The sequence below is a fragment of the Pedobacter heparinus DSM 2366 genome (assembly GCF_000023825.1).
Classification (GTDB): Bacteria; Bacteroidota; Bacteroidia; order Sphingobacteriales; family Sphingobacteriaceae; genus Pedobacter; species Pedobacter heparinus.
This window is the reverse complement of the sequence record NC_013061.1, coordinates 295303-319904: the sequence shown is the minus strand read 5'-3', so window position 1 is coordinate 319904 and position 24602 is coordinate 295303. Positions and strand designations below refer to the sequence as shown.

20 protein-coding genes are annotated in these 24602 nt (G+C 42.7%); 7 read left to right on the top strand and 13 right to left on the bottom strand.

Annotated elements, in window-relative coordinates; translation table 11 throughout:
* Positions 1-16 precede the first annotated feature (16 nt).
* Together secA and PHEP_RS01350 are read right to left on the bottom strand one after the other, a co-directional pair.
* Positions 17-3325, bottom strand: a complete 3309-nt coding sequence (gene secA / locus PHEP_RS01355) for a preprotein translocase subunit SecA (protein WP_012780449.1) — start codon at positions 3323-3325, stop codon at positions 17-19.
* Positions 3326-3480: 155 nt separating this feature from the next.
* Positions 3481-3780 carry a hypothetical protein gene (locus PHEP_RS01350; RefSeq protein WP_012780448.1) on the bottom strand — a complete coding sequence of 100 codons (300 nt, stop codon included), beginning with the start codon at positions 3778-3780 and terminating at the stop codon, positions 3481-3483.
* 165 nt (positions 3781-3945) lie between these two features.
* Between PHEP_RS01350 and PHEP_RS01345 the strand changes: the two genes are divergently transcribed.
* From PHEP_RS01345 to purD, 3 genes are all read left to right on the top strand, one after another.
* Complete coding sequence (locus PHEP_RS01345; protein ID WP_036675382.1) at positions 3946-4836, top strand: LysR family transcriptional regulator; 891 nt, start codon at positions 3946-3948, stop codon at positions 4834-4836.
* Positions 4837-4916: 80 nt separating this feature from the next.
* On the top strand, positions 4917-5852 hold the full coding sequence (locus PHEP_RS01340) for a YeiH family protein (RefSeq protein ID WP_012780446.1): 936 nt from the start codon (positions 4917-4919) through the stop codon (positions 5850-5852).
* Between the two features lie 276 nt (positions 5853-6128).
* Entirely contained in the window at positions 6129-7403 is a 1275-nt protein-coding gene (gene purD / locus PHEP_RS01335; RefSeq protein ID WP_012780445.1) for a phosphoribosylamine--glycine ligase, read from the top strand.
* Between the two features lie 74 nt (positions 7404-7477).
* Here purD and PHEP_RS01330 read toward each other — a convergent pair whose 3' ends face one another.
* The 4 genes from PHEP_RS01330 to PHEP_RS01315 all read right to left on the bottom strand — a co-directional run bounded on the left by PHEP_RS01330 (position 7478) and on the right by PHEP_RS01315 (position 10836).
* On the bottom strand, positions 7478-7705 hold the full coding sequence (locus tag PHEP_RS01330) for a sigma factor-like helix-turn-helix DNA-binding protein (RefSeq protein WP_049772196.1): 228 nt from the start codon (positions 7703-7705) through the stop codon (positions 7478-7480).
* A gap of 74 nt (positions 7706-7779) precedes the next feature.
* Entirely contained in the window at positions 7780-8274 is a 495-nt protein-coding gene (locus PHEP_RS01325) for a hypothetical protein (RefSeq protein ID WP_012780444.1), read from the bottom strand.
* Between the two features lie 157 nt (positions 8275-8431).
* Positions 8432-9559 carry a TlpA disulfide reductase family protein gene (locus PHEP_RS01320; protein WP_012780443.1) on the bottom strand — a complete coding sequence of 376 codons (1128 nt, stop codon included), beginning with the start codon at positions 9557-9559 and terminating at the stop codon, positions 8432-8434.
* A gap of 95 nt (positions 9560-9654) precedes the next feature.
* Positions 9655-10836, bottom strand: coding sequence for a formimidoylglutamase (locus tag PHEP_RS01315; RefSeq protein WP_012780442.1), 1182 nt, complete (start codon positions 10834-10836; stop codon positions 9655-9657).
* 75 nt (positions 10837-10911) lie between these two features.
* Between PHEP_RS01315 and PHEP_RS01310 the strand changes: the two genes are divergently transcribed.
* The 4 genes from PHEP_RS01310 to PHEP_RS01295 all read left to right on the top strand — a co-directional run bounded on the left by PHEP_RS01310 (position 10912) and on the right by PHEP_RS01295 (position 15398).
* Positions 10912-11874: an NAD-dependent epimerase/dehydratase family protein gene (locus PHEP_RS01310; RefSeq protein ID WP_012780441.1), complete on the top strand. Its 963-nt coding sequence runs from the start codon at positions 10912-10914 to the stop codon at positions 11872-11874.
* Positions 11875-11940: 66 nt separating this feature from the next.
* Entirely contained in the window at positions 11941-13239 is a 1299-nt protein-coding gene (locus PHEP_RS01305; protein ID WP_012780440.1) for an HAD-IB family phosphatase, read from the top strand.
* A gap of 49 nt (positions 13240-13288) precedes the next feature.
* Entirely contained in the window at positions 13289-14257 is a 969-nt protein-coding gene (locus PHEP_RS01300; protein ID WP_012780439.1) for a tryptophan 2,3-dioxygenase family protein, read from the top strand.
* A gap of 76 nt (positions 14258-14333) precedes the next feature.
* Positions 14334-15398 (top strand): branched-chain amino acid aminotransferase, encoded by a 1065-nt coding sequence (locus tag PHEP_RS01295; RefSeq protein ID WP_012780438.1) that lies wholly within the window; start codon positions 14334-14336, stop codon positions 15396-15398.
* Positions 15399-15447: 49 nt separating this feature from the next.
* Here PHEP_RS01295 and PHEP_RS01290 read toward each other — a convergent pair whose 3' ends face one another.
* From PHEP_RS01290 to PHEP_RS01260, 7 genes are read right to left on the bottom strand one after another with little or no spacing between them, the layout of a single operon-like run.
* Complete coding sequence (locus PHEP_RS01290; protein ID WP_012780437.1) at positions 15448-17238, bottom strand: hypothetical protein; 1791 nt, start codon at positions 17236-17238, stop codon at positions 15448-15450.
* Between the two features lie 36 nt (positions 17239-17274).
* Entirely contained in the window at positions 17275-19041 is a 1767-nt protein-coding gene (locus PHEP_RS01285; protein WP_012780436.1) for an AsmA family protein, read from the bottom strand.
* A 49-nt stretch (positions 19042-19090) separates the two neighbouring features.
* Entirely contained in the window at positions 19091-19927 is an 837-nt protein-coding gene (locus PHEP_RS01280) for a DUF4249 domain-containing protein (RefSeq protein WP_012780435.1), read from the bottom strand.
* Between the two features lies 1 nt (position 19928).
* On the bottom strand, positions 19929-22487 hold the full coding sequence (locus PHEP_RS01275; protein ID WP_012780434.1) for a TonB-dependent receptor: 2559 nt from the start codon (positions 22485-22487) through the stop codon (positions 19929-19931).
* Positions 22468-23463, bottom strand: a complete 996-nt coding sequence (locus PHEP_RS01270; RefSeq protein WP_012780433.1) for a FecR family protein — start codon at positions 23461-23463, stop codon at positions 22468-22470. The genes PHEP_RS01275 and PHEP_RS01270 overlap by 20 nt, the downstream gene beginning before the upstream one ends.
* A 10-nt stretch (positions 23464-23473) precedes the next feature.
* Positions 23474-24082, bottom strand: coding sequence for an RNA polymerase sigma factor (locus PHEP_RS01265; protein WP_012780432.1), 609 nt, complete (start codon positions 24080-24082; stop codon positions 23474-23476).
* Between the two features lie 8 nt (positions 24083-24090).
* Positions 24091-24573 carry a CHRD domain-containing protein gene (locus PHEP_RS01260; RefSeq protein ID WP_012780431.1) on the bottom strand — a complete coding sequence of 161 codons (483 nt, stop codon included), beginning with the start codon at positions 24571-24573 and terminating at the stop codon, positions 24091-24093.
* Positions 24574-24602: the final 29 nt, after the last annotated feature.

Sequence of the window (24602 nt, the reverse complement as noted above, 5' to 3'; positions counted from 1 at the left end):
ATATGTTTATTACAAATTACAATCCTGCACCGTGACAGTTTTTGAATTTCTTGCCACTGCCACACGGACAAGGCTCGTTCCTGCCCACAGTAACTTCCTTACGGATAGGCTGCTGCGGAGCAAGCTCACGTGTATCTTCCATCACATCTGCACTGCTGCCTTGCTGTCCGAATTCTGGTTTAGACATTTTTAACCTGCTTGGTGCAGATCTTGGTGCCTGCGCTTCCCGCACATCATTAGGATCTGTCTGCACCGGGATGCCCCCTTTATACAAGAAGCTTACCACCTCTTTGTTCACTGCATTCAGCATGTTTTTGAACAGGTTAAAGGCTTCCATCTTGTAAATGATCAGGGGATCTTTCTGCTCGTAAACCGCATTCTGTACCGATTGCTTCAATTCATCCATCTCACGAAGGTGCTCTTTCCACGATTCGTCGATCAGCGCCAGCACTATCGTTTTCTCAAATGATTTATTGATCTCACGCCCACCGTTATCTATTGCCTTTTTCAAGCCAACAGGAACCTGTATGCTGCGCAAACCATCCGTAAATGGTACAACAATCTGTTCAATCTGCTCACCACGCTCTGCATAAACCTGGTTCAGTACCGGCATCGCCTGGGCAATGATGGCATCCGATTTCCTGGCATAAAATGCAGTCACTTCTTCAAACAGCTTATCGGTTAAATGATGGATGCCTTTCGAAGTAAACTCCGCCTCATCTATAGCTGTATCGGCCGAAAAGTTTTTGATCACCTCCAGCTTAAAGCCTTCATAATTGCCTTCTTCTTTGTATTCGGTCACAATATCCTCGGCAACATCAAAAGTCATATTGCTCATGTCTACATCCAAACGGTCGCCAAACAAGGCATTTCTCCGTTTCGCATAAATCACCGAACGCTGTGAGTTCATCACATCGTCATATTCCAGCAAACGCTTACGGATACCAAAGTTATTCTCTTCCACTTTTTTCTGTGCCCGCTCAATAGATTTGGTAATCATCGAATGCTGGATCACTTCTCCATCCTCAATGCCCATTTTCACCATGATGTTAGAAATCCTTTCCGATCCGAATAAACGCATCAGGTTATCCTCAAGCGATACGAAGAACTGTGACGAACCCGGATCTCCCTGGCGACCGGCACGGCCACGTAACTGTCTGTCTACACGTCGCGACTCATGCCTTTCTGTACCCACGATGGCCAAACCACCGGCTTCTTTAACACCCGGGCCTAATTTAATATCCGTACCACGACCAGCCATGTTGGTGGCAATCGTTACCTGGCCCGCCTGTCCGGCTTCGGCCACAATATCGGCTTCTTTCTGGTGCATCTTCGCATTCAGTACATTGTGCTTAATGCCGCGCAGCTTCAGCATCCGGCTCAGTAATTCCGAAATCTCTACCGAAGTAGTACCTACCAGTACCGGTCTGCCCGCCTGGGTAAGCGAAACAATTTCTTCTGCTACTGCATTGTATTTTTCACGGATGGTACGGTATACATAATCCTGATGGTCTTTTCTCGAGATCACCCTGTTCGTAGGGATCTCTACCACATCCAGTTTATAGATCGACCAGAACTCCCCCGCTTCAGTAGTGGCAGTACCCGTCATACCACAAAGCTTGTGGTACATCCTGAAAAAGTTCTGCAAAGTAACCGTAGCATAAGTCTGTGAAGCATCTTCTACCTTCACATTCTCTTTCGCCTCAATCGCCTGGTGCAAGCCATCCGAATAACGGCGGCCATCCATAATACGGCCGGTCTGCTCATCTACAATCTTGATCTTTCCTTCATCAATGATGTATTCCACATCAATCTCAAATAAGGTATAGGCTTTCAGCAACTGGTTCACAGAGTGGATGCGCTCTGCTTTAATCGAATAATCGCGCATCAAAGCATCTTTCTGTGCAATTTTTTCTTCACTGCTCAAAGCCGATTTTTCAATATCTGCAATCTCTGTACCCACATCAGGTAAAACAAAGAAATGCGGGTCTTCACCCGATTTGGTAATCAGCTCAATACCTTTCTCGGTCAGCTCCACCTGGTTGTTTTTCTCATCAATATAGAAAAACAGCTCGGCATCAACCTTAGGCATGTTTTTAGACTGATCGGCCATATAATGGTTTTCCGTTTTCAATAAGGTCTGCTTCACGCTGCCCTCACTTAAAAACTTGATCAATGCTTTATTTTTAGGTAAGCCACGATGTGCACGCAATAAGGCCAAACCACCTTCACCTTCTTCGGTTCCGGCTTTACCTTCATTGATCAGTTTCTTCGCCTCATTCAGGGCACGCGTCACATATTCCTTCTGTGCAGCAACCAAACGTTCTATTCTTGGTTTCAGCTCATGAAACTCATGCTGGTCACCAAAAGGAACAGGCCCCGAAATGATCAAAGGCGTACGGGCATCATCAATTAAAACGGAATCGACCTCATCCACCATTGCAAAATGCAGCTTGCGCTGTACCAGCTGGTCAGGGGTTTGCGACATGTTATCACGCAGATAATCGAAACCAAACTCGTTATTCGTGCCATAAGTAATATCGGCCAGATAGGCGTCCCTGCGCTCCTGCGAATTGGGTTCATGCTTATCAATGCAATCTACAGAAATGCCATGGAACTCAAACAGCGGACCATTCCACTCCGAGTCACGACGGGCAAGGTAATCGTTCACCGTTACAATGTGCACCCCTTGTCCGGCCAAAGCATTCAGGTAAGCAGGTAAAGTACTTACCAAAGTTTTACCCTCACCAGTTGCCATCTCGGCAATTTTACCGCTGTGCAAAACCATACCACCTATCAGCTGTACATCGTAATGCACCATGTTCCACAATACTTCCACACCGGCAGCTTCCCAGCGGTTGGCCCAATAGGCCTTATCGCCTTTGATCTCTACATTTTTCTTACGTGCCGCGTAATTACGGTCAAACTGTGTAGCCGTAACCTCCAGCGTATCATTTTCAGAAAAACGTCTCGAAGTTTCCTTCACCACAGCAAATGCCTGCGGTAAGATCTCCTGTAAAACCACTTCCAGTTCCTTGTCACGGTCTTTGATCAAAGCATCAATCTGATCATATAAAGCCGTTTTTTCCGGCAAAGATAAATCCTGGCTCTCGGCATCTGCCTTCAGGCCACCGATCTTGCCATCAATTTCTGCTAAAGCTTTGGCAATAACATCTTTAAAATATACTGTTTTATTACGCAGTTCGTCATTGCTCAATGCCGACAGTTTCTCGTATTCCTGGTTTATCTTGACAACTATAGGCTGTAAAGCCTTGATATCTCTTTCTGATTTGCTTCCAAATACCTTGGTTAAAAATCCTAACATATAATGTTTTTGTGTTTATATTTTTTTTAAAATGATCAAATTACAACAACCAGGCCATATAGTTCAATAAGCCACAATGGCAGTTGTAGATGGCTAACCCTATAAAATACGGGCGTATTTTGATGAAAGCCGGGGTGTATTTTAAAGATCAGGGCTTAGGGGCTATTGTTTTTGGTCTGCTCCTTTATAGTAAGGTCAACGATCACATAGCTGTTCATCCTATGTTTCTCTATATGCCTTTCGGGTAATAAACCTATAGCCGTTAAGGCGCTGTAAGATAAAAAGAAAGGATGGTGCTGATCGTCTGGCTGGGCTAACCTTATTGCAGCTGTTTTCTTGTCTGACTGCTGGCTATTGCAATACCTTGTAACCACACGCAGGCTCTCCATCCGCTCCGCCTTTGCAAGGTGGGTCAGACTAAAAAACACTAACGATAAAGTAACAATATGTCTCATTTACAGCAGCAAAAATCTTTTAACATGCAATACTTCAGGGTCCAAAGCTAAATTTAATCTTTTACATAAAGAAATCTCCCGCTGTTAAATTCTCCTGACAAACCTTAAAATTAGCATAAATATTGCAGATATTGCCCTCAAATTGCTGTAAATACCAAAATGCCTATGGCCGATTTTCGCTTAAATGTTTTTTATACCGTAGCCAAAAGACTCAGTTTTACCAAAGCTGCCGAGGAACTGTACATTAGCCAGCCAGCGGTTACCAAACATATCCGCGAACTGGAACAACAGTACAACAGCAAGCTTTTTGACCGTAATGGAAACAAAATACAGCTTACCCCAGCCGGACTGATCTTATTGAACCACACTGAAACACTTTTGTCCGTTTACAGGGCTATAGATTTTGACATGAATGCCCTGCTGCAGAAGCACACCGGAGCACTGCACCTTGGCGCCAGCACCACCATATCGCAATACCTGATTGCACCCATTCTTGCAGGTTTCAAAAAGAAATTCAATGACATAGAAATACAGCTGGTTACAGGAAACACGGAACAGATTGAAAAAGCCTTGATTGACAAGGAAATCGAACTCGGCCTGGTAGAAGGACGTTCAAAAAACCAGAAGATCAGTTATTCTGATTTTATTAAGGATGAAATTGTACTGGTCTGCAACAAAAGCCATCCGCTGGCCAAAACAGCAGAAATTGACCCGGCCATGCTTACCGACTATCGCTTTGTAGTACGCGAACAAGGTTCCGGTACACGACAGGTAATTGACCATGCCTTAAGGGCGGTTGGTCTTAAAATTGCCGATCTTCCGGTTGAAATCCAACTTGGCAATACAGAAAGTATTAAATCTTACCTGATGCATTCCACTGCCCTGGCTTTTTTATCGATACATTCCATTGGAAAGGAACTGTTAAACGGAGAACTTAGATTGATAGAGGTTAAAGGCCTCAATATAACCAGGAGTTTCTACTTTATTCATTTACAAGGCCAGCCAGATCCTCTGGCAGAGAAATTAATGCGTTTTGCCAAAATCATTATAACCTGAAGTAATGATAGATAAATAACGGGAATAAGCATCCGGGCAGACTACCAACTAGTTTTGTAGTAGAAATACAACAATTATCCATGGAAAGTCAGCAACCTAACCTTTTACTCCCTAAAGTCATCTTTTTTATTGCAGCGGCGGTAGCCTTAACCACTTCGGCACCCGCAGCCCTGTTAATTGGCCTTGTACTGGCGCAGGTGCTGGAACACCCTTACCCTCAAACCAGCCAAAAGGCGACCCATATCCTGCTTAAAATATCTGTTATTGGTCTTGGTTTTGGCATGAATGCCTTTAGCGCCGTTCGGGCAGGCAAAGAAGGTCTGCTATTTACCATCGCGTCTATATTCGGCGTTTTAACCTTAGGTTATTTTATAGGCAGGCGGCTCAACATAGACCTTAAAACATCCTCACTCATTTCAGCAGGCACAGCCATCTGCGGAGGAAGTGCCATTGCCGCATTATCTCCGGTAATAAAAGCCAGTGAAAAACAGATTTCTGTGGCACTGGGTACGGTATTTATCCTCAATTCCCTGGCCTTGTTCCTTTTTCCGGCCATAGGTCACTGGTTTCAGCTATCGCAGCAGCAATTTGGTCTTTGGTGTGCTATAGCCATACACGACACCAGCTCTGTTGTAGGGGCAGCCAGCAAATATGGCGATCAGGCCCTGGAAATTGCGACAACCGTTAAACTTGCCCGTGCATTATGGATCATCCCAGTATCCATTGTAACGGCCTATCTTTTTAAAACAGAAAAAAGTAAAGTGCAGATACCCTATTTTATCGGCTTGTTTGTACTAGCCGTAATAGCCAGCACTTACATTCCATTTATCGCAAAAAACAGTCACTACCTGATTACCTTAGCTAAGGCAGGATTAAGCTTAACACTATTCCTCATTGGTTCGGGGCTTTCTTTTAAAACCCTGAAAAGTGTAGGTCTTAGTCCGCTGGTCCAGGGAGCTGCCTTATGGATAATCATATCAATTGTGAGTCTTTATGCAATCCTAACATTAGCCTGATCAGCAGCCGGTCCACTATAAAATTGTCTTGCTTTTCTCTTGCTTTCCTCTTGCTATTGTCTTGCTATCCTCTTGCTCAGGCAGGTTAAATTCAAAAAATTACCAGGGAAAAGGAAACAGAGATACAGGTTTTTATTTTTATTGTCCTTCTTCATGGCAGCTTATCACAGCTTGTGAAGAGAATGGTCATTTTTCACTGTGTATATTTAGCTAAAGCGGTATATTTGCCGGGGATGGAGATTCCATCCTACAATTAAAACAACAAATCAAACATAGATGAACATTTTACTATTAGGTTCCGGTGGCAGAGAAAGTGCTTTTGCCTGGAAGATCAGTCAATCTTCGCAATGCTCACAACTGTTTATCGCGCCAGGTAATGGCGGCACCAATGCTTACGGTAAAAATGTAAACATTAACCCCAATAACTTTGAGGCTGTTAAGGCACTGGTACTTAAAGAAAATATAAGCCTGGTGGTAGTTGGCCCTGAAGAGCCGCTTGTGAATGGAATCCACGATTTTTTTATAGCAGATGAGGAACTGGCCGGCATCCCGGTTATCGGTCCTAAAAAAGAAGGTGCGATCCTTGAGGGCAGTAAAGATTTCTCAAAGCAGTTTATGGCCCGTCATGGAATTCCTACTGCCGCTTCACGCTCTTTTACAAAGGAAACACTGGAGGAAGGACTGGTCTATTTGCAATCGCATGCCCTGCCTGTTGTTTTAAAGGCAGACGGACTTGCAGCCGGCAAAGGGGTACTGATTTTAGACAATACTGCCGAAGCCCAGGAGGAACTGAAACTGATGCTGAGCGGCAAGTTTGGCGACGCAGGGACGACCGTTGTAATAGAAGAATTTTTAAGCGGCATAGAGCTTTCGGTATTTGTACTTACCGATGGGGACAATTATGTGATCCTGCCGGAGGCGAAAGATTACAAACGCATCGGACAGGGGGATACCGGCCTGAATACGGGCGGCATGGGTTCTGTATCTCCGGTACCTTTTGCCAGCAAAGCTTTTTTAGCCGAGATAGAACGCGACATCATCATCCCAACCATCAATGGCTTAAAGAAAGACCAAATTGATTATACCGGTTTCATCTTTTTCGGATTGATCAAGGTAAACGAAAAACCACTGGTAATAGAGTACAACTGCCGCATGGGCGACCCTGAAACGGAAAGTGTGATCCCAAGGATAGAAAATGACCTGGTAGATCTTTTTATTGCGGCCTCAAAGAAAAAATTAAAAGATTATAAATTAAACATCAGTGATAAAAATGCCGCTACTGTAATGATTGTTGCCGGGGGTTATCCTGGCGAATATGAAAAGGGCAAAACCATCACTGGCATCGAAAATGTACGCCAGTCGCTGGTGTTCCATGCCGGAACTGCCCTGGAAGGTGGTGTGATCAAAACCAATGGGGGCCGCGTACTCGCCGTTTCCAGTTTGCAGGACAGTCAGTTTGAAGCTTTGCAGTCAGCAACTGCTGATGCGGCACGCATTTATTTTGATGGCAAATATTTCAGGGAAGATATAGGATTTGACCTGATCTCCTAAGTTCTCTCCGAAAACAGGATTTATTTTGGAATATAAACACAAAGAGGGCCGGTATAAATTGGCCCTCTTTGTATTTATAGTTCCTGCATAGCAGCCCTGAAATGCCGGGCAAACAATTTTAAACTGACCCTCAACCTTCTTTTATGCGTTTTAAGCCTTTCCTTTACCGTAGTGAGTGGCAAATTTAAGGCTTCTGCAATTTCCCTGTAATTGTAGCCTTCAAAGTATTTAATAAATACGGGGCAGCATTCATCCTGGGAAGGATAAAGCTCTTTTTTCAAATCGGTAGATTTTGTTGCCATAGAGAGAATTAGTAAATGTTTGTACCTTATCTAACCCATCAAAATATTAACAAAAAATATACCAAATGCGCTATTTACTCATATTTCAAGGCCTCATACCCCAATAAACGCCTCCACAATGCTATCTGTCCTATACAATTTGCTTCTCTGTAGATCAAAAAAGTAAGAAATTCATATAAACTGTATTCCATCCCAGGCATTTCGACCATAGTGGCCAGCTTTTCTTCGGTAGCACCGACCAGCGCATCCCTCAAAAGTGGGCTAATGCTTTTCCAGTCTTTTTTGAATACTTCCAGCGGAGGATAGGTCACATCATCCTGAATGCCTTTATGGTTCTTAAACAATTCATCCGCACTTTGCTGCTGCTTAATACCAAAGTCTTTGGCCATTTCATATCGCTGCTGTACCAAACTTCCCGTAAGCCAGGCAATGTGGTTGGCTTTTGTATTTAAGCGGCTGTGTGCATCTTCATCAGAAATACCGTCCAAAGCCCTGATAAAAAAATCTGTATGCATGTCATACAAGATCACCAGCGCATGCATTTTGCTGCTAACTGTTTTAGTTTCCATAATCTTTTGTTTTAATAATGAACAATTAAAGTTAACTACATATATGCTAACAAACAGGGTGTTATAACGCCATTTTAGGGGGCCAATGCCGACAAAAAAAGCGGTTAAGCACTGTGCCTTAACCGCTTTTATTTGACTAAAAAGTAAATCAGCTTATTTACAATACCTCTGCAAGTTTTTTCTGCAGCTCTTCACCCCTTACATTCTTAGCAATGATCTTCCCGCTAGGGTCAATCAGGTAATTTGCAGGGATAGACCGAACACCATATTGAACAGCGACCTCATTGCTCCATCCTTTTAAATCTGACAACTGAGTCCAGTTTAAGCCATCTTTCTCAATCGCTTGCAGCCAGGCATCCTTTTTACCAGGCTGATCTAAAGAAACACCCAAAACTGTAAAATTCTTGTCTTTATAAGTTGTATAAGCTTTTACCACGTTAGGATTTTCCGCACGGCATGGTCCGCACCATGAAGCCCAGAAATCTACCAATACATATTTTCCACGGAAATCAGACAATTTAACCGGCTTATCATTCACATCATTCTGTGTAAAATCCATTGCCATTTGTCCAACACCCGTACTTTTTGCCGACTGGATAGTCTTTGCTATACTTTTACCAAGCTCTGTAGCTTTTATAGCAGGAGAAAATTTATTGAGCTCTGCTTCTGCCCCGCTAAGGTCCTTATCCACATTAACAGTCCCCTGAAAAGCAAGCAGACCAATATAAGAATCCCGGTTTGCAGTGTAGAATTGCTTGCTCAGCGTTTCCATCTCTTTTCTGTTGGCCTCGTCACGGCTCATCACTGTTTTCATATAGGCTTCATCATTACGCTCGGTTTCCGTTTTACTACGGTATTCGGCCATCAAAGCAGCGTTCTTTTCGTTTACGGATTTGGTCAGCGCTTTAAACTTTGCATTGTCATCATTTACTTTTGAGCCTTTAACCACAGCGTGTTTTATTGAATCGGTAGCCGATACCAGCTCCAGTACTTTAGGTTCAAGAAACAAAGCATAACCATCAGGGGCGACGGTACGCGAGGGCGCTGCCAGGTCGTGTCTGATGACCACAGTAGCCTGCGTTATTCCGGATATTGGGCCGGTAAACATAAATTTACCGCCAACAATTGCTGCAGAATCTACAACAGGGTTAGCACGGGGGCCATAATATAAATAGGCTTTTGCAGGGGCTCCCAGATTACCTACCTTGCCATTTATTGTAAACTTTTCCTGCGCCATAACAGCTACTGGCAACAGGCAGGCTGCGATCAGAACGATCTTCTTCATAATTTTAGTTTTTATTAAAAAATAAGTTAAAGTTTGGTTATTCCGGGCCAAATGTACTAATAGACCAAAATTATAACGTAAGGATGAATGTAATATTATAGTAGCTTTTGAAAGGTCCGCCACCACAGATCGGGCATTTCCCCATTCACAGCCGTAGTATAGTCGTCGTAACGGCAAGGCACCAGGTGGTAACGTTCATTTTTGGAAATTCCCGCAGGATAGGGCACCTGCATCCACCAGCGGTCTGATTTTTTGCTTTTCACAAAGAGCATTTCTGCAGAGCCATCGTTTAAGCTGGCCCTGTAAATCAGGTATTGTGATTTCGGGCTCAGCGGAAAATCCTTTTTACGGTTATAATAGCCATCTACAAAATACCAGACCATTTGAGCCAGGAGCATGGCCGTTTGTCCGTTCTGATCAAATGCCGGATTAAATTCATAGAAACCTATTGAAGTCAGCTTATCGCTCATGCCCGCATAACGACTAATGGCGCAGGCCTGTTCGCCGTAAAAACCATTTGGGCTGGCATTGGCATTTGCGCCGGCATCTGAAGAGCGGATGGCACCGATGTCAAAACTGATCATGCTGGCATTGCGGATGATCGGCTCGGTTAAAGTGATGTCACTGGCAAACTCACCCAAACGATGGGCATCAAAATAAAGTTTGCTCATCACCTTCAGGCTATCCTGGTTTACAAAATAGGTTTGGTAACCAATATTGCTGAAATTGAAAAGGTAATTGGGCTGATGTAACAGGATTTTGTTTAAATAAGTATCTGATTTGGCAGTTAATCCTTCCTGATCTTCCTCATCCAGGTCGAATTTGCTATCTACCACCACCAGATCTACCTTTTGTTCCAGGTGCTCATAAGCCAGGTACTGGGCGTACGTAAGGTCTTGCCCCCCGCCGATAATTACCGGCAGAATGTCAAGTTTAATCAGCTCAGCTACTACAGTCTTTACTGCCACGTAGGTATCTGAAATGGAGGCCCCGGCCCTGATATTTCCAAGATCAATGATCCTGGACGTAAACGGTCCTTCGTTTAAGCCGTAAAACTGGCTCCTGAAATAATCAGGTGCAAGTGCACAGCCCTCATTGTTTACCGCAGCGCGGTCGTCCTGCACCCCAAAAATTGCAATGTCATATTGTTTGTCTTCCAGGTCTGGAAATTTATCGGTAAAAAACCCTGCCTTTAAACCTAGCTGACTGGTATAAAATCCCTGTTTTGGCGTAAATTTGTCAGGACTGACCGGAGAAAAAAAATCTGATAAAGACATATCTTAGTATAAATGTATGACATCAAATATCTATTTTTGAGCGCATATTTTAATGAACATCCTAAAAAAAATGAAATGATATTGGTTACCGGTGCCACTGGTTTTTTAGGTTCAGAATTGATAAGCCAGCTGTGCAGGCAGGGCATAAAGGTCAGGGCATTGAAACGGGAGGGTTCCGTTATCCCTGATTTAATCAGGCAGAATGACCTTGTTGAATGGGTTATTGCCGACATCAACAACATTTCTGATCTGGAAGATGCTTATGCAGGGATTAAGCAGGTATATCATTGTGCAGCCCTGGTTTCATTTAATCCTAAAGACAAACAAAAACTTTTACACGTTAACATTGAAGGGACCAGCAATGTGGTAAACCTTTGTGCTGCTTATGGGGCAAGACTGCTGCATGTGAGTTCGGTGGCCGCATTGGGCGAAGCTAAAAAGGGGGCCCTGATTACCGAAAAAGATTTCTGGGCCTATGATGCGAAGTCGCACACGTATGCCATTTCTAAATACGAAGGAGAAATGGAAGTATGGCGGGGTATTGCAGAAGGGCTGGATGCGGTAATTGTAAACCCATCGGTAATTATTGGTGCAGGAGCGGGTTTTAAGGGTAGCGGTGCCATTTTTAAACTGGTAAAGGATGGCTTATCCTTTTATACCAGAGGTGCTACCGGACTTGTTGATGTGGAAGACGTGGCAAAAAGCATGATTGCCCTGATGAACAGCAGCGAAACTGCCGAACGGTTCACGATCTCATCAGAAAATTACCATTATAAACAGCTGTTTGCTGAAATCGCCAAGGCTTATGGCATTAAAGCCCCTGCAAAAGAAGCCAGGCCCTGGATGCTGGGTATTGCCTGGCGGGCAGCCTGGCTGGCCTCGCTCTTTACCGGGAAACCAGCTTCTTTAACCAATGATGCTGCCCGCAGCAGTTTAAATGAAAGTTTATACAGCAACGAAAAGATAAAAAAGGCAATTGGCATCAACTTTAAGCCATTGCAACAAAGTATTGAAGAAATCTGTAAACAGCAGTATTGAATTTTATATCTTTGACCGGTTATTGACAACCTGAAACCACCTAAAAATATCATTACTCCTACAAGGATGAAGCAAAAGAATTTTTACATCATTGATTTTGACAGCACCTTTACACAAGTTGAAGCTTTAGATGAGCTGGCCCGTATTTCCCTGAAAAAACACCCTGAAAAAGAGGTCATTTTCCAGAAAATTGAAGATTATACCAACCTGGCTATGGAAGGTAAGCTTTCTTTTGGGGAGAGCCTGGCCCAAAGGGTAAAACTGCTGGAAGCCACGGAAGACCATTTAAAACAGCTGATCAAAGTATTGAAGAAAAAAGTATCGGCTTCATTTTCACGTAATGCCGCATTTTTTAAGAAACATGCCGATGAGGTATTGATCGTTTCCGGTGGCTTTAAAGAATTTATCACCCCTGTGGTGAGCCAGTACCACATCAAAAAAGAGAACATTTATGCCAACACTTTTGTAACTACAGGAGACGGCAAAATTATAGATTACGACCATTCGAACCCTTTAAGTGAAGAAGGTGGAAAGGTTAAACTGATGCAGCAAATGAACCTGGAGGGCGACCTTTATGGTATTGGCGATGGGTATTCGGATTTTCAGCTGCGTGAAAGTGGTCTGATCAAGAAATTTTATGCCTTTACAGAAAATATTTCAAGAGAAAGCATTGTCAAAAAAGCCGACCATGTTACACCGAGCTTTGATGAGTTTTTATATGTAAATAACCTGCCAAGGGCAATCTCTTATCCAAAAAACAGGATTTTATGCCTGGTGATCGGGGATGTGGACCCGCAGAGTATCGATCTGTTGAAAAAGGACGGCTTTTCTATCCGCCACAAGACTACTTTTGAAGAAAAATATGTAGCTGATGTACACATGATGCTGCTTGCAGATGGAGAAAAACTGGGGCTGGAACAATTAAAAAGGGCGGTAAAGCTGAAAACCCTGGGCTATCTGGGCAATGCAAAAGGAAAAGTGGACATCAGTACCTGTACCGAACAGGGCATTGTTGTATTTGATGATGTGAAGCACAACCCGCGTAACCTGAACTTCATCCCTAAAAGGATGATTGATTTCATGAATACCGGCACTACATACCTGAGCAGCAATTTCCCTAATTTACAGTTGCCAAGGATTGATAAATCGCACCGTTTGATACACATCCACAAAAATGTACCGGGCATTATGGCCAAGGTAAATACCATTTTTGCGAAACATGACATTAATATTGTGGGGCAGTTCCTGATGACCAATCCAAGCATTGGCTATGTGATTACCGACATCAATGCGCAATACGACAAGCAGTTGTTTAAATCGCTCAAAAAGATTGAGCATACCATAAAATTCCGGGTACTTTATTAACAGCGGTAATGTTCCTTTGTTTACCTTTGAGTTAAACTAACTTATTAAATTGGAACTTACACCACAAATAAAGGAGAAATTAGACCGGCTGCAGGAAAAGTATGCGGCTATGGGCCAGGATATGTCCGCCTATCTGGACGGACTGTTGTATGCAGATTTCCTGACCTATTGGGATTACATCCATCTGGATACTTTGCTGAGTTTACAAAGCCCGAAAACCCCTTTTCCGGACGAAGAGATCTTCATCATGTACCACCAGATCACAGAGCTGTATTTTAAGCTTTCCCTGCACGAGTGTAAACAAATTGCAGCACATCCTGCTTTAACCCTTGATTTCTTTACTCAAAGGGTAAAACGCATCAATGCGTATTTCCATGCCCTGACAACCTCATTCGACGTGATGGTAAACGGTATGGAAAAGGACCAGTTTTTGAAATTCCGCATGTCGCTTTTACCCGCCAGTGGCTTTCAGTCGGCCCAGTACCGCATGATCGAGATCTGCGCCACAGATTTTAACCGCCTGATTGATAAAAGCAAAAGAACAGAACTGGCAAATGCCAGCATTGAAGAACAGTTTGAATACATTTACTGGAAGTTTGGGGCAACTGAACTGGCCAGCGGAAAACAGACGCTTACGCTGAAACAGTTTATCAGCAAATATGCTACTCAGTTTTTACAACTGATCAAAGACCGGAAGGAAAGCAACTTCTCGGCCCTATACCATCAGCTGGCGGCTCCGAACGCAGATGCGACCGCACTTGCCGCGCTTGCTGCTGAACTGAGGAAACTGGACCTTTATGTAAATGTAGAATGGCCCTTATCGCATTACAAATCGGCAGTGAGGTACCTGGAACGTGATCCTGTGGATATTGCCGCAACCGGTGGGACCAACTGGCAACAATACTTGCCACCGCGTTTTCAGAAAAGGATTTTCTACCCCTTTTTGTGGACGACTGAACAAATGGAAGAATGGGGCAAGGGCTGGGTACTTGCTGTACTAAAAGAATTAAAGGGTTAACACTTAAATATTTGCCTTTGCCTTACCTACAACATAGATATTTATCGTAAATTTGCAGCAGGTAATTACTATTACAATGAATGATACACTTGATATGACGATCACTAAGGCCGAACAGAGCAGGCTTACGGTAACTGATTTTTCTCAGTTGCCATTTGGGAAGGTATTTTCTGACCATATGTTTATTGCGGAATTTGATAACGGAACCTGGGGTAATCTGCAGGTCGTTCCTTACGGTCCTATTCCAATGAGCCCGGCAATTTCTGCGCTGCATTACGGACAGGCGATTTTTGAAGGGATGAAAGCTTATCGTCAGGCCAATGGCAAAATCAGTGTCTTCAGACCGGAGAAAAACTTTGAACGCTTTAATAAATCGGCAGTACGTATGTCTATGCCCGAGATTCCTAAAGAGATTTTCATGCAGGGGATTGCTGCTTTAATTGATATTGATGAAAAATGGATCCCTGCACAGGATGGCTACTCTTTATACATCCGTCCGGTAATGTTTGCTACCGACCCCTATTTGGGCGTTAAACCATCAGATAAGTATATTTTCGCGTTATTAACTACCCCAACAGGGGCGTATTACAGCAAGGCTTTAAAAGTAAAGATTGAAACTGAATATACCCGTGCAGATGATGGTGGTGTTGGTTATGCCAAAACTGCCGGAAACTATGCCCGTTCTTTATACCCTTTTGCCGAGGCACAGAAAGAGGGATTTGACCAACTGATCTGGACAGATGCAGCTACACATGAATTTATTGAAGAGGCCGGAACAGCAAACCTGATCTTTGTGATCAATGGTAAACTGGTTACCCCATCTGTAAGGAGTACAGTTTTAGACGGGGTAACCCGGGATACTATTATTCAGCTGGCCAAAAAAGCCGGTATTGAAGTAGAAGAAAGACGGGTAAGTGTAAAAGAAGTAATTGCAGGAATTGAAAACGGAAGCCTGACTGATGCTTTTGCAGCAGGTACTGCCGCAACAGTTACCCCAATAGGTGAAATTGGCTACCAGGGTAAAACTTATAAGTTATCTGATCCTGCAACCCGTACCATTTCTGCAGGTATCGCCAAAACGTTAAACGATATCCGTTATGGTCTGGCTCCGGATGAGTTTGGCTGGAACTGGGTAGTGTAATTGGCATCGCAAAAAATAAATAAATAAAGGGTACCCTATCGGGTATCCTTTATTTATTTCCTTTTAAGCGTGCCGCTCTTCTTTTGATCCGCTCTTCCCTGTCCATCTTCATCTTTCCGAATTTAGCGATCTGATCCTTTACTTTTTTTTCTTTTTCAGGTGTAAGCCCTACACTGTATTTGACACCCTGAAAAAGAGTTTTCCAGATAAAGTTGAAAAAAGAAGCCGTTTTAACACGGGTATAACTTACCGGGGCACTCACAAATACACCTGCAGCATTGGGATTATCTGAATTCATAATCAGCGCATTGGCCAGGAAAGACATCAGTCCCTGTTTTACCAATCGGTCTTCCCCTTTTACGCGTTTAAGCAAAGCCACTGATAAATCATTATACGCAAATCTTACCTTACCTTTTGCCTGCTCATCGTTTGCATCGATATTAAATTCAAGCTTTTTAATGTCACCACTGTTCACCCTTACCATCCCCAGTGGTTTGGTCATGCGGTTCAGTGTCCTGCCATCCATATTAGAAAGTACGCCAGAATAAGAGAAAGCCCCGTCTGCAGCATTCAGGTTAAACTTAAAGTTCACTTCCAGTTTACCTGATCCCATTAAATAAGAAGTTAAGTCGGCCACCATCAGCGGATTTTTGGCCTTTGTCTTTTCAACATTGGTTACATTGGTAACCGTACCGGAGGTTTGTTCAAATGTGATGACCCCTTTATGTCCGCTGTTCGGGTTAAACTCGGCATAACTGATATCCACATTGCTTAGGTTTAATTTTTCTATGCAGAGCTGTCCGTTTAATTTTTGTAACAGCTGATGCGGGTCCTGCCCTGTTTTCACTGTCAGCTTTTTAGGGAAAGCGTTGTTGCTCAGCACCGACAGCGTTCCATTTGCAATATTCATTTCTTTTGCAAAAAGTTCCTGTTTTAAGATATACAGGGGCAAATCAATACCTGTTAAATTGATATTGCTCATCTGGATGCTATACCGCTCTTTTGCATTGCCGGCTGTATCAGCAAATTTCATTTCTTCATAACGCGGGCTGAGGTTAAAGCTTTTAATGTTTAGCTTGCCTGAAGAGGCAGAAAAATCGAGATAGTTGAGGTTCAGGTAGTATAAGCTATCTGGTGTAGCAAAATTGTAATTGTTTAAATTGATCAGTACATCTTTCAGCAGATAAAGCCGGCTTTTATCTGTAGCAGAATGGGCGTCTATCAGCCAGTCTTTCAGGGTTACGTTCAGATTGGCAACAGAATCTATTACCGGCCTGGCAGCATTGTTATCTACATATTTAAAACTCGCATTTTTAAATTCCACTGTCTGGATGCGGAGCTCTTTAAGGTATTTGGAGATATAATCATAAGGTGATTTTTTTGGTTGAGGGAGCTTATCTTCATTAAAGTCGAACTGCCTGTTGGTCATCACTACACAAGGATTATCAAACAGCAAAAGGTCGATGTTCAGCTTCTTATGGCGCCACATCCGGTAAGCGTGAAAATTTCTTACCGCAAGCTTTTTAAGCTTTATTTTATACAGGTTATTGGGTGCACGCTTTAGATTAATAAGCTTATGGTAGATATTGGTATCCGGACTGATCTTTACATCCTCCAGGGCAGATATACCGGTTAAAACATTGGTACTGATAGAAGAGAACTCTATGTGGTACAGGCTATCTGTTGATTTTACCACCAGTTCCTGAATTTCTGCAGTAAGAATGGGCTTAAGCTTGATACTAAGGTACCAGGTTATTGCCCCTAACATTAAGGCACTAAAAAGTATTGCCGCGGCAAACCATTTTAGTATCATGTATTTCTTGCTGACTTTCAAGACCATAGACAATAAGGTAGTTTAGCCTAATATACATTTTTATCAGTTTCTTTTTGCTTTTTTTTCCCGGCGTTCCTTTTTCTTGTCTTTTACTTTTTCCATCGCCTGTTCAGGCGTTTTTACCGGAACGGCCCCAATGCCCACAATTTCGCGCATACCTATAAAAAAGCTTTTCCACATCAGGTTAAAAAAAGAAGCTGCCGGCGTTCTTTGAAAAGTGACCTTTGCTGTCCGGGGCGCTTCGCCCTTTGAAGGATTGTCATTTTTTATCAATAAGCTATTGGCCAGGAAGGAAAGCAGGCCTTTTTTCTTGGCAGGCTCGCCATCTTCACCTTCCTTAAGCAGTTTGATCTTCAAATCCTTGTAAAGGAAATTTACCTTACCGGAAGAACCTTTTGCATTTGCATATATATCAAAAGCAGCGCTTTGCATCTGCCCGCTTTCAATCTCGACCAGGCCCATATCTTTGGCCATCGGGTTTAACACCTTCATATCCATCGGGCCTACATTTCCTTTGTAATGAAAGGCAGCATTTTTATCAGTCAGGTTAAAGTCTATCTGAACCGCTATTTTACTGATCTTCATGACTAAGGCCTCCAGGTTGGCTATCGCATGGTTATTTTTAACCAGCTGCAGGGAATCGTTCGTAAGGTTCCGGATATTGCCAGCCAGGTTTTGAAAATAAACAGTCCCTCTTTTCTGACTGATGGGATTATATTCTGTATAAGCCACGTCGATATTGGTTAACTGCACTGTGTCTATACTTGCAGGTACCGAAAGACGTTTTAGCGCCATATGTGGGAAATTTCTCACTTTATCCAAGCCTGGTGGCGGTGGCATCTCCCTGTTTACAAAGATATTTACTTTTGCGGGGCCAATCTTTAAAGATTTTGCCCGGATGCTGCCCTCAGTATTCAGTCGGACAAGATCTACCCCTTCAAGACTGATCTTATTGAATTTAAGGTCGTAACGATCTTTGCCGTAAGTATATTTACGGGAGAATTGAAGATCCGTATACATAGGGATCATTTGAAAACCGGTAACCGAGATGGATTGATCTGCCGTGGAGCCCTTTACGGTATCTACCTTCATGGTATACATTTTATCTTTGCTTAAAGCCCGGTAACCGGTTAGTTCAAAACCGATGTCTTTTGCATAACAATAGCGGGTAGTATCAAACTGCGACAGGGAATCGAGCAGAAAATGCTTTACCTGAATACTTAAATGTTTAACAGAATGCATCTTTTTTGAACTTTCCCCATTGATGTAGTCAAAATCAGCATCAATGATCCTGATGGCTTTCACATCAACAGACCGGACACGGTTGGAAATCATTTCATACAGTGTTGGCGCTTCCTTTTCCAGTTCCGGCCTTTTTTTTACCTGGTAATGGATCATATTGATAGAGGGCTTTTCCAGTATTACCGCATTCATTTCGATCTTTCTTTTAAAGTAGGCTGTTAAAAGTGCAATCCTGTTTAACTGCAGTTTTTTCAGCTTTACCTGAAAAATATTTGCCGGGGCAAGGCCCAGGGCTTTCAGTTGACGGTAAACGGCCGTGTCGGGGCTTAGCGACACTTCATGTAGTGCAGCACTTCCTGTAAGCAGGTTAAAGCTGATGTCATTAAAATCAAGCTTATACAGTTTATAACTACGGTTAAAGACCGCATCTTTTAATTTCTGTGATAGGATGGGTTTCCATTTTGCATTCAGGTACAAGGCAGTTCCTGTCCCCGCAATAATGAGTACAGCTAAAATACCTGCTATCCATTTCCAAACTTTATTTTTTCCGGATTTATGATCTGTCATGCGATTAAATTATAAAATAATAACAACACCAGGGCCACAAAGTTTAAATCTACAGTTCTTTGGCCTTGTATCGCCTGGCATCTACATCACTTACAGAAAAATATCCCTGTGCATTACCCGATATATTACCTTCCACATTAACCGGTACACTGGAAAATAACCCGCTCCAGTCGGTTTCCATAAATACAGAATATAGATACCGGGCATAATTTTCTGAAAGTGAGATCTTATAAATGGTGATAAAATCTTCCTGGCCTACTGTGAAGGTCCTTTTGAGGTTATTCAGCGGATACAGCGAATTTGGTGAGCCCAGAAGATGCGTATAGCTATAGTATTTGGTCTGATCAAATTTTGCAGGGTTCCACAAAGGGATATCCTGGTAAGCAATGAACCATTTGTTGGGATTAAGGTACCCAAATGTATGTTTAGGAATAGTTCCCTGTATGGTCTTATCGGCTTGCAGGTGGGTAGACAATGGTAGAAAATCGTCTACAATATTCACTACCTGCCTTAGTGTATCTACGGCTGTATAGGTTTTACCGTTGTATTTAATGGTTAAAGTATAGGCATTGTTATAGTTAGGGTCATTTCTGTTGGTGCCCTGATAAACCCCGGGTGTAGTGGTTTCCCTGAACACAATATCTGTTTTTCCATCATTCACCACAACAGAGGCTTTTACGATAGGTTTTGGTATAGAATCCGGATGCAAGGCCGGCTTGGTCAGCCTGATGTACTGCGCTGTGCCAAGGGTATTAAAACCTCCTTCAACTGCCAGGTCGTAAACCCTGCGGGGTTTTAAGAACGAATCATCCATTGCAATCTTCTTGCAACCGGCAAGAACCAGCAAACACAGCAGCACAGCCAAATAATTCCTGAAACCCTTCATATTAAATTTTAAAGCTATAGGCAACCCAGGGATAAAAACCGAACCCATATTCAATTGTACTTCCCTTCGACTCAAACGAAGAGGAGTTTAAATGGTAATATAAGGGATTTTTTCGGTTATATAAATTATATGCACCTATTGAAATGGTATGCTGCAGGGAGCGGCGCCCCGATAAGTGGCTTTGTAAGCGGTACTGGGCCGAAACATCCAGGCGGCTAAAATCGGGGAAACGGGAAGTATTTCTTCCTTCAAAAATCGGCACATTTAAGCCATCATGCTGATAATAGCCCACGGGCAAGGTAAGCGGTCTGCCGGTAGAATAGGTAAAGAACGACTGGACGGAGAGGCTGTTGTTAAACTCGTACCTGGCCGTTAGTTTTAGTTCATGGGGGATATCATAATTGGCTACAAACCGTTCTCCGAAATTAATATCGGAGATTTTCCGGTATACCCTGGAATAGCTGTAAGCTAAAGTCCCTGAAAATTTACCTGCAGTTTTATTCATCTCCACTTCTACTCCATAAGCGTTGGATGTACCTGCCCTGAGCTGATCTCTCACTTCAGGATTCCTGATGATCTGCGCATGACCTATCAGGTCCAGCTGATTGTCCAGTTTCTTATAGTAAACACTGATGGAAAAGAGATAATTGGCCGGAGAGTAGCGATAGCCCAGTGCAAAATGATTGGAGCGTTGCGGCTTGATATTTGCCGATGCCGGCACCCATGGTTCAAGTGAAGAAAAGGCCAGTGTACTGTTCTGGATCAGTTGCAGGTATTGATAATTGAGGTTGTAAGTTACAAAAAAACGCTGGTTTGCTGTGGGGAGATAACTGATGTTGACCCTTGGCTCTGGCTTAACAAAAAATTTATGGTCATACTTCTTCAGCCTGTTTCCCTCCGCATCAAAAATATTCCGCTTTTCTTCCGAATTCCTGAAAAAGCCAAGGCGGAGGCCATAATTCAGCTCGAACAACTTGCTCAGAGAAATCTGCTGGGAATAATAAAGTGCGGATTCAAACGATTTGTCCCGGGATATATTAAACTCAAAAGCTTCCTGATTGAACATTTCGCCGGGCGAGAACTGATGATAAATACCCGAGAGTCCAAACTTGATCTGATTTGAGGGCGTTCTGTAATAGGTATAATCGGCTTTCAGGGTAAGGTCTTTTACACCGGTACTCCACTGGCTTTTCTGCGACAGGGTATCGGCGTTCAAATCCAGGAGATTGCTGTAATTGCTGTAAATGGCAGAAACATTTAAAAACACTCTTGAACTAAAAACATGGTTCCAGCGCAGTGTAGAAGTTAAATTTCCCCAGTTGTTTGTATATGAATTCTCTGAAAGCAGGTGGTCCTTACCCAGGTATACGGAATAAAATACGCTGTTGTCTCTGTTTAGCTTATAGTTTGCCTTGGCATTGATGTCGTAATAAACAGAGTTTGGGTTAAACAGTTTAAACTTACTGTGAAAAACATCCAGCAAGCTGCGGCGGTAGGCTACAATGAATGAGCCTTTGTCCTTTACAATTGGTCCTTCAACAGCCAACCTGGCCGACATCAGGTTAATGCCCCCATTTAAATGAAATTCTTTACTGTTCCCTTCGGCCATCCTGTTTACAATTACTGATGAAAGCCGTCCCCCATAGTTGGCTGGCATATAATCTCTGTAAACCTGTAAATTATTAACTGCATCGGCATTAAAAACAGAAACCAGTCCATACAAATGGGAAGGATTATACACAATGGCTTCATCCAGCAGGATCAGGTTCTGGTCGGCATTGCCACCCCTAACAAACAAGCCCGAGCTGCCTTCCGTTAGCGCTTTGATACCATTTTCCATTTGCAGCCGTTTCATTACGTCAGTCTCACCGGCATAATAAGGTGTATTGTTCAGTTGTTTTGCGGCAAAGTTCAGTTCATTCCGCAATATCGGATTGGGGGTAATGATGGATTGCCGGATGACCACTTCTTCCAGCTGACGTTCTTTAAGCAGCAATTCTATCTCTTCCTGCCGGTTTCCATTTAATTTAACCCGTTTTTCAAAATCCAGGTACCCGGGATTGGAAACCTTTATCAGGTAATCACCTTCGGGAACCGAAATAGAATAGAACCCATATTGATTGGTGTTTACCCCGACCTCCAGGGCCTGGATCTGCAGGGTTGCCCCCATCAGTTCTTCCCCGCTTGATTTATCGCGTACATGTCCGTGAATCGTCCATATTACCCCTTTTTTTGGGGCAATTACAATATCGTTCCCAATCTGGCTAAAAACCAGGTTGGTACCTGATAATATTTTTTCAAGGACAGTGCTTAAGGCTGTTTGTACAAAAAACTGTTCAGGTATTTTTATGGATCGCAGCTGATCCGGGTCGAAGGCAAAGTTGTTCCTGGTTTTGAGCTCCAGCCTCAGCAGGTTTTTAATCAGCGAATCTGCTGGTAAACTTATCGTCACCTTACTTGCAAGCAGGTTCTTTTGTTGTGCAAACAGGCTTTGTCCGGATAATACAAATAAAAAAAGAACAGGTAAAAAAGATTGCTGTCTAATTATCCGATAAAACATAAGTGTCCTTTTCCTTTATTACTTTGCATTGCAAAGATGCGGAAATTACGGCAAGTGCACTATCTAAAGTTTGATAATGTAACCTTGCTGTTAACTTTCTATCTTTCAGCGCTCCTTTGATATCGATAGGGATCTGATATACCTTTTCCAGCTGCTCTGCAACCTGATCCACCGGAACTTCCTGAAAAATAAAATCCTTATCTACCCAGGCTTTATAGTTTACATTTAAATTATCGGCCGCAACCAGCATTTTTCTTTTTGTATCATATACACCAAGTTTTCCGGCAGTTAACAGGATTTCCCGGTTTAAATCCAGGTGCTTTAAAGCCACTTTTCCTTCTTCAACAACTACAGCTATTTTATCATCATTTCTGATCACATTAAAACTTGTGCCAATATCTTCGGCTTCAATGTCCCCTAAATCAACCCTGAAACGGGATGAAGTATGGCTTACCACATGAATAAATACTTCTCCGGTTAACAGTTCGAGCTTTCTGTCGCCTGCAAAATTATTTTTATTGTACCTTATTTTTGTTGCTGCATTGAGGTTTACTTCTGTGCCATCGGGCAAAACAATACGGGTTATTGCCGCATTCCCGGCGGTCGAGATCACCACATACCCGTTTTGTACTATAAAATAATACCCCAATCCACAAATAAGCAGCACAGCGGCCGCAACTTTATACCATATACCCTTATGGCGCAAGGGTTTAACCGCTGCAAAACGGTCATCCTCCAGCAGGGTTATTTTTTTATCCAGCGATTTCCAGGATTCCTGTGGGTCATATCCGTTTTTTTTGTACAGTTTATCCATACCTGTCTGTACATCTAGAAAATCCTGATAAGTTTTTTCATGGTCCGCATCAGCGGTTCTCCATTGTTCCAGGAGCAGCTTATTTTCGGCTGTAATTGATCCATCCAGATCATCAATGATCAGGGCGTATATCAATTCTTCATTAGTTTCAAATTGCTTCATAAGGAGAGTTTTAAGGCGTTAAAATGTTTAAAAGCAGGAACAGCACAATTGCAATATGTTTTCGTTTCTCAAGCTGTTCCCTTAACTTTTGAAAACCGTAAGTGAGGTGATTTTTCACTGTTTTAATGGAGATGTTCATCTGTGTGGCAATCTCCTGTTGTTTCAGTTTCCCGAAACGGCTCAGGTACATCACTTGTCTGCATTTATCGGGCAGCAGTTCCAGTGCCTGTGCAAGGTCTTTAAGCAGTGCTTCCTCCCTATCCGTATCCGGTTCATCAGCAGTTTCTTTATCTACTATGGCCATATATACCTGCTGTTTTTCTGCCTGGACCTTCTCTTTTTTAATAAAGTTCAGGGATGAATTTACGATCGATTTAAACAAATAACTTTTCATTGAATGTTGAATATTTAACTGATCTGCTTTATTCCATATAGTTATAAACACATCATGAACAATCTCTTCTGCAATTTCTGCCTGGCCTACATAGCGGTAGGCCACAGCAAATAACTGCTGATAATATTTTTTATAGAGCACTTCAAACAGCTTTTTATCGCGCTGCACAATTGCGTTAACCAGCTTTTGATCTTCTTCATTAAGACGCGCATACTCCCTTTCCATTATTGCTCTTATTTTTGCTTTAGTGTAAGTATGCCCGAAATTTCAGGATTTAACGTTAAAGTGCCTATAGCAACAAACCATTGCCCTTTCAATAAATTACGTTCCTGTAAAGGACTCAATGTAAAGCCCCCCTTTATAGGCAATGAAGCCTCTTTTTCAGTGCTTTTTTTATAAATTTCCTGTATCAAAGTTCCAACCGACCCTTTAGCTCCGCTTCTAAGGGTGATGACCTGCGGCACCAGATCTTTGTATTCCAAGGTATAGCTTAACGCTTTCGTACCTTCATCATAAGTGCCTTTAAGTACCGCTGTACCTTCAGAATTGCTATTGGTGCCTTTTTTATCAATTCTTGCTGTTACTACATAAGTTCTGACAGGGGGTTTGATCTTCGTATCCGCTATACCGTCTATTTTTTTACAACCCAGTCCACACAACAGTATACACACCGCTATAACTTTCCATTCAAGTCCACCTGTTATATTTTTGCTCATCTTAGTATTTTAACCAGGACTAAAATACT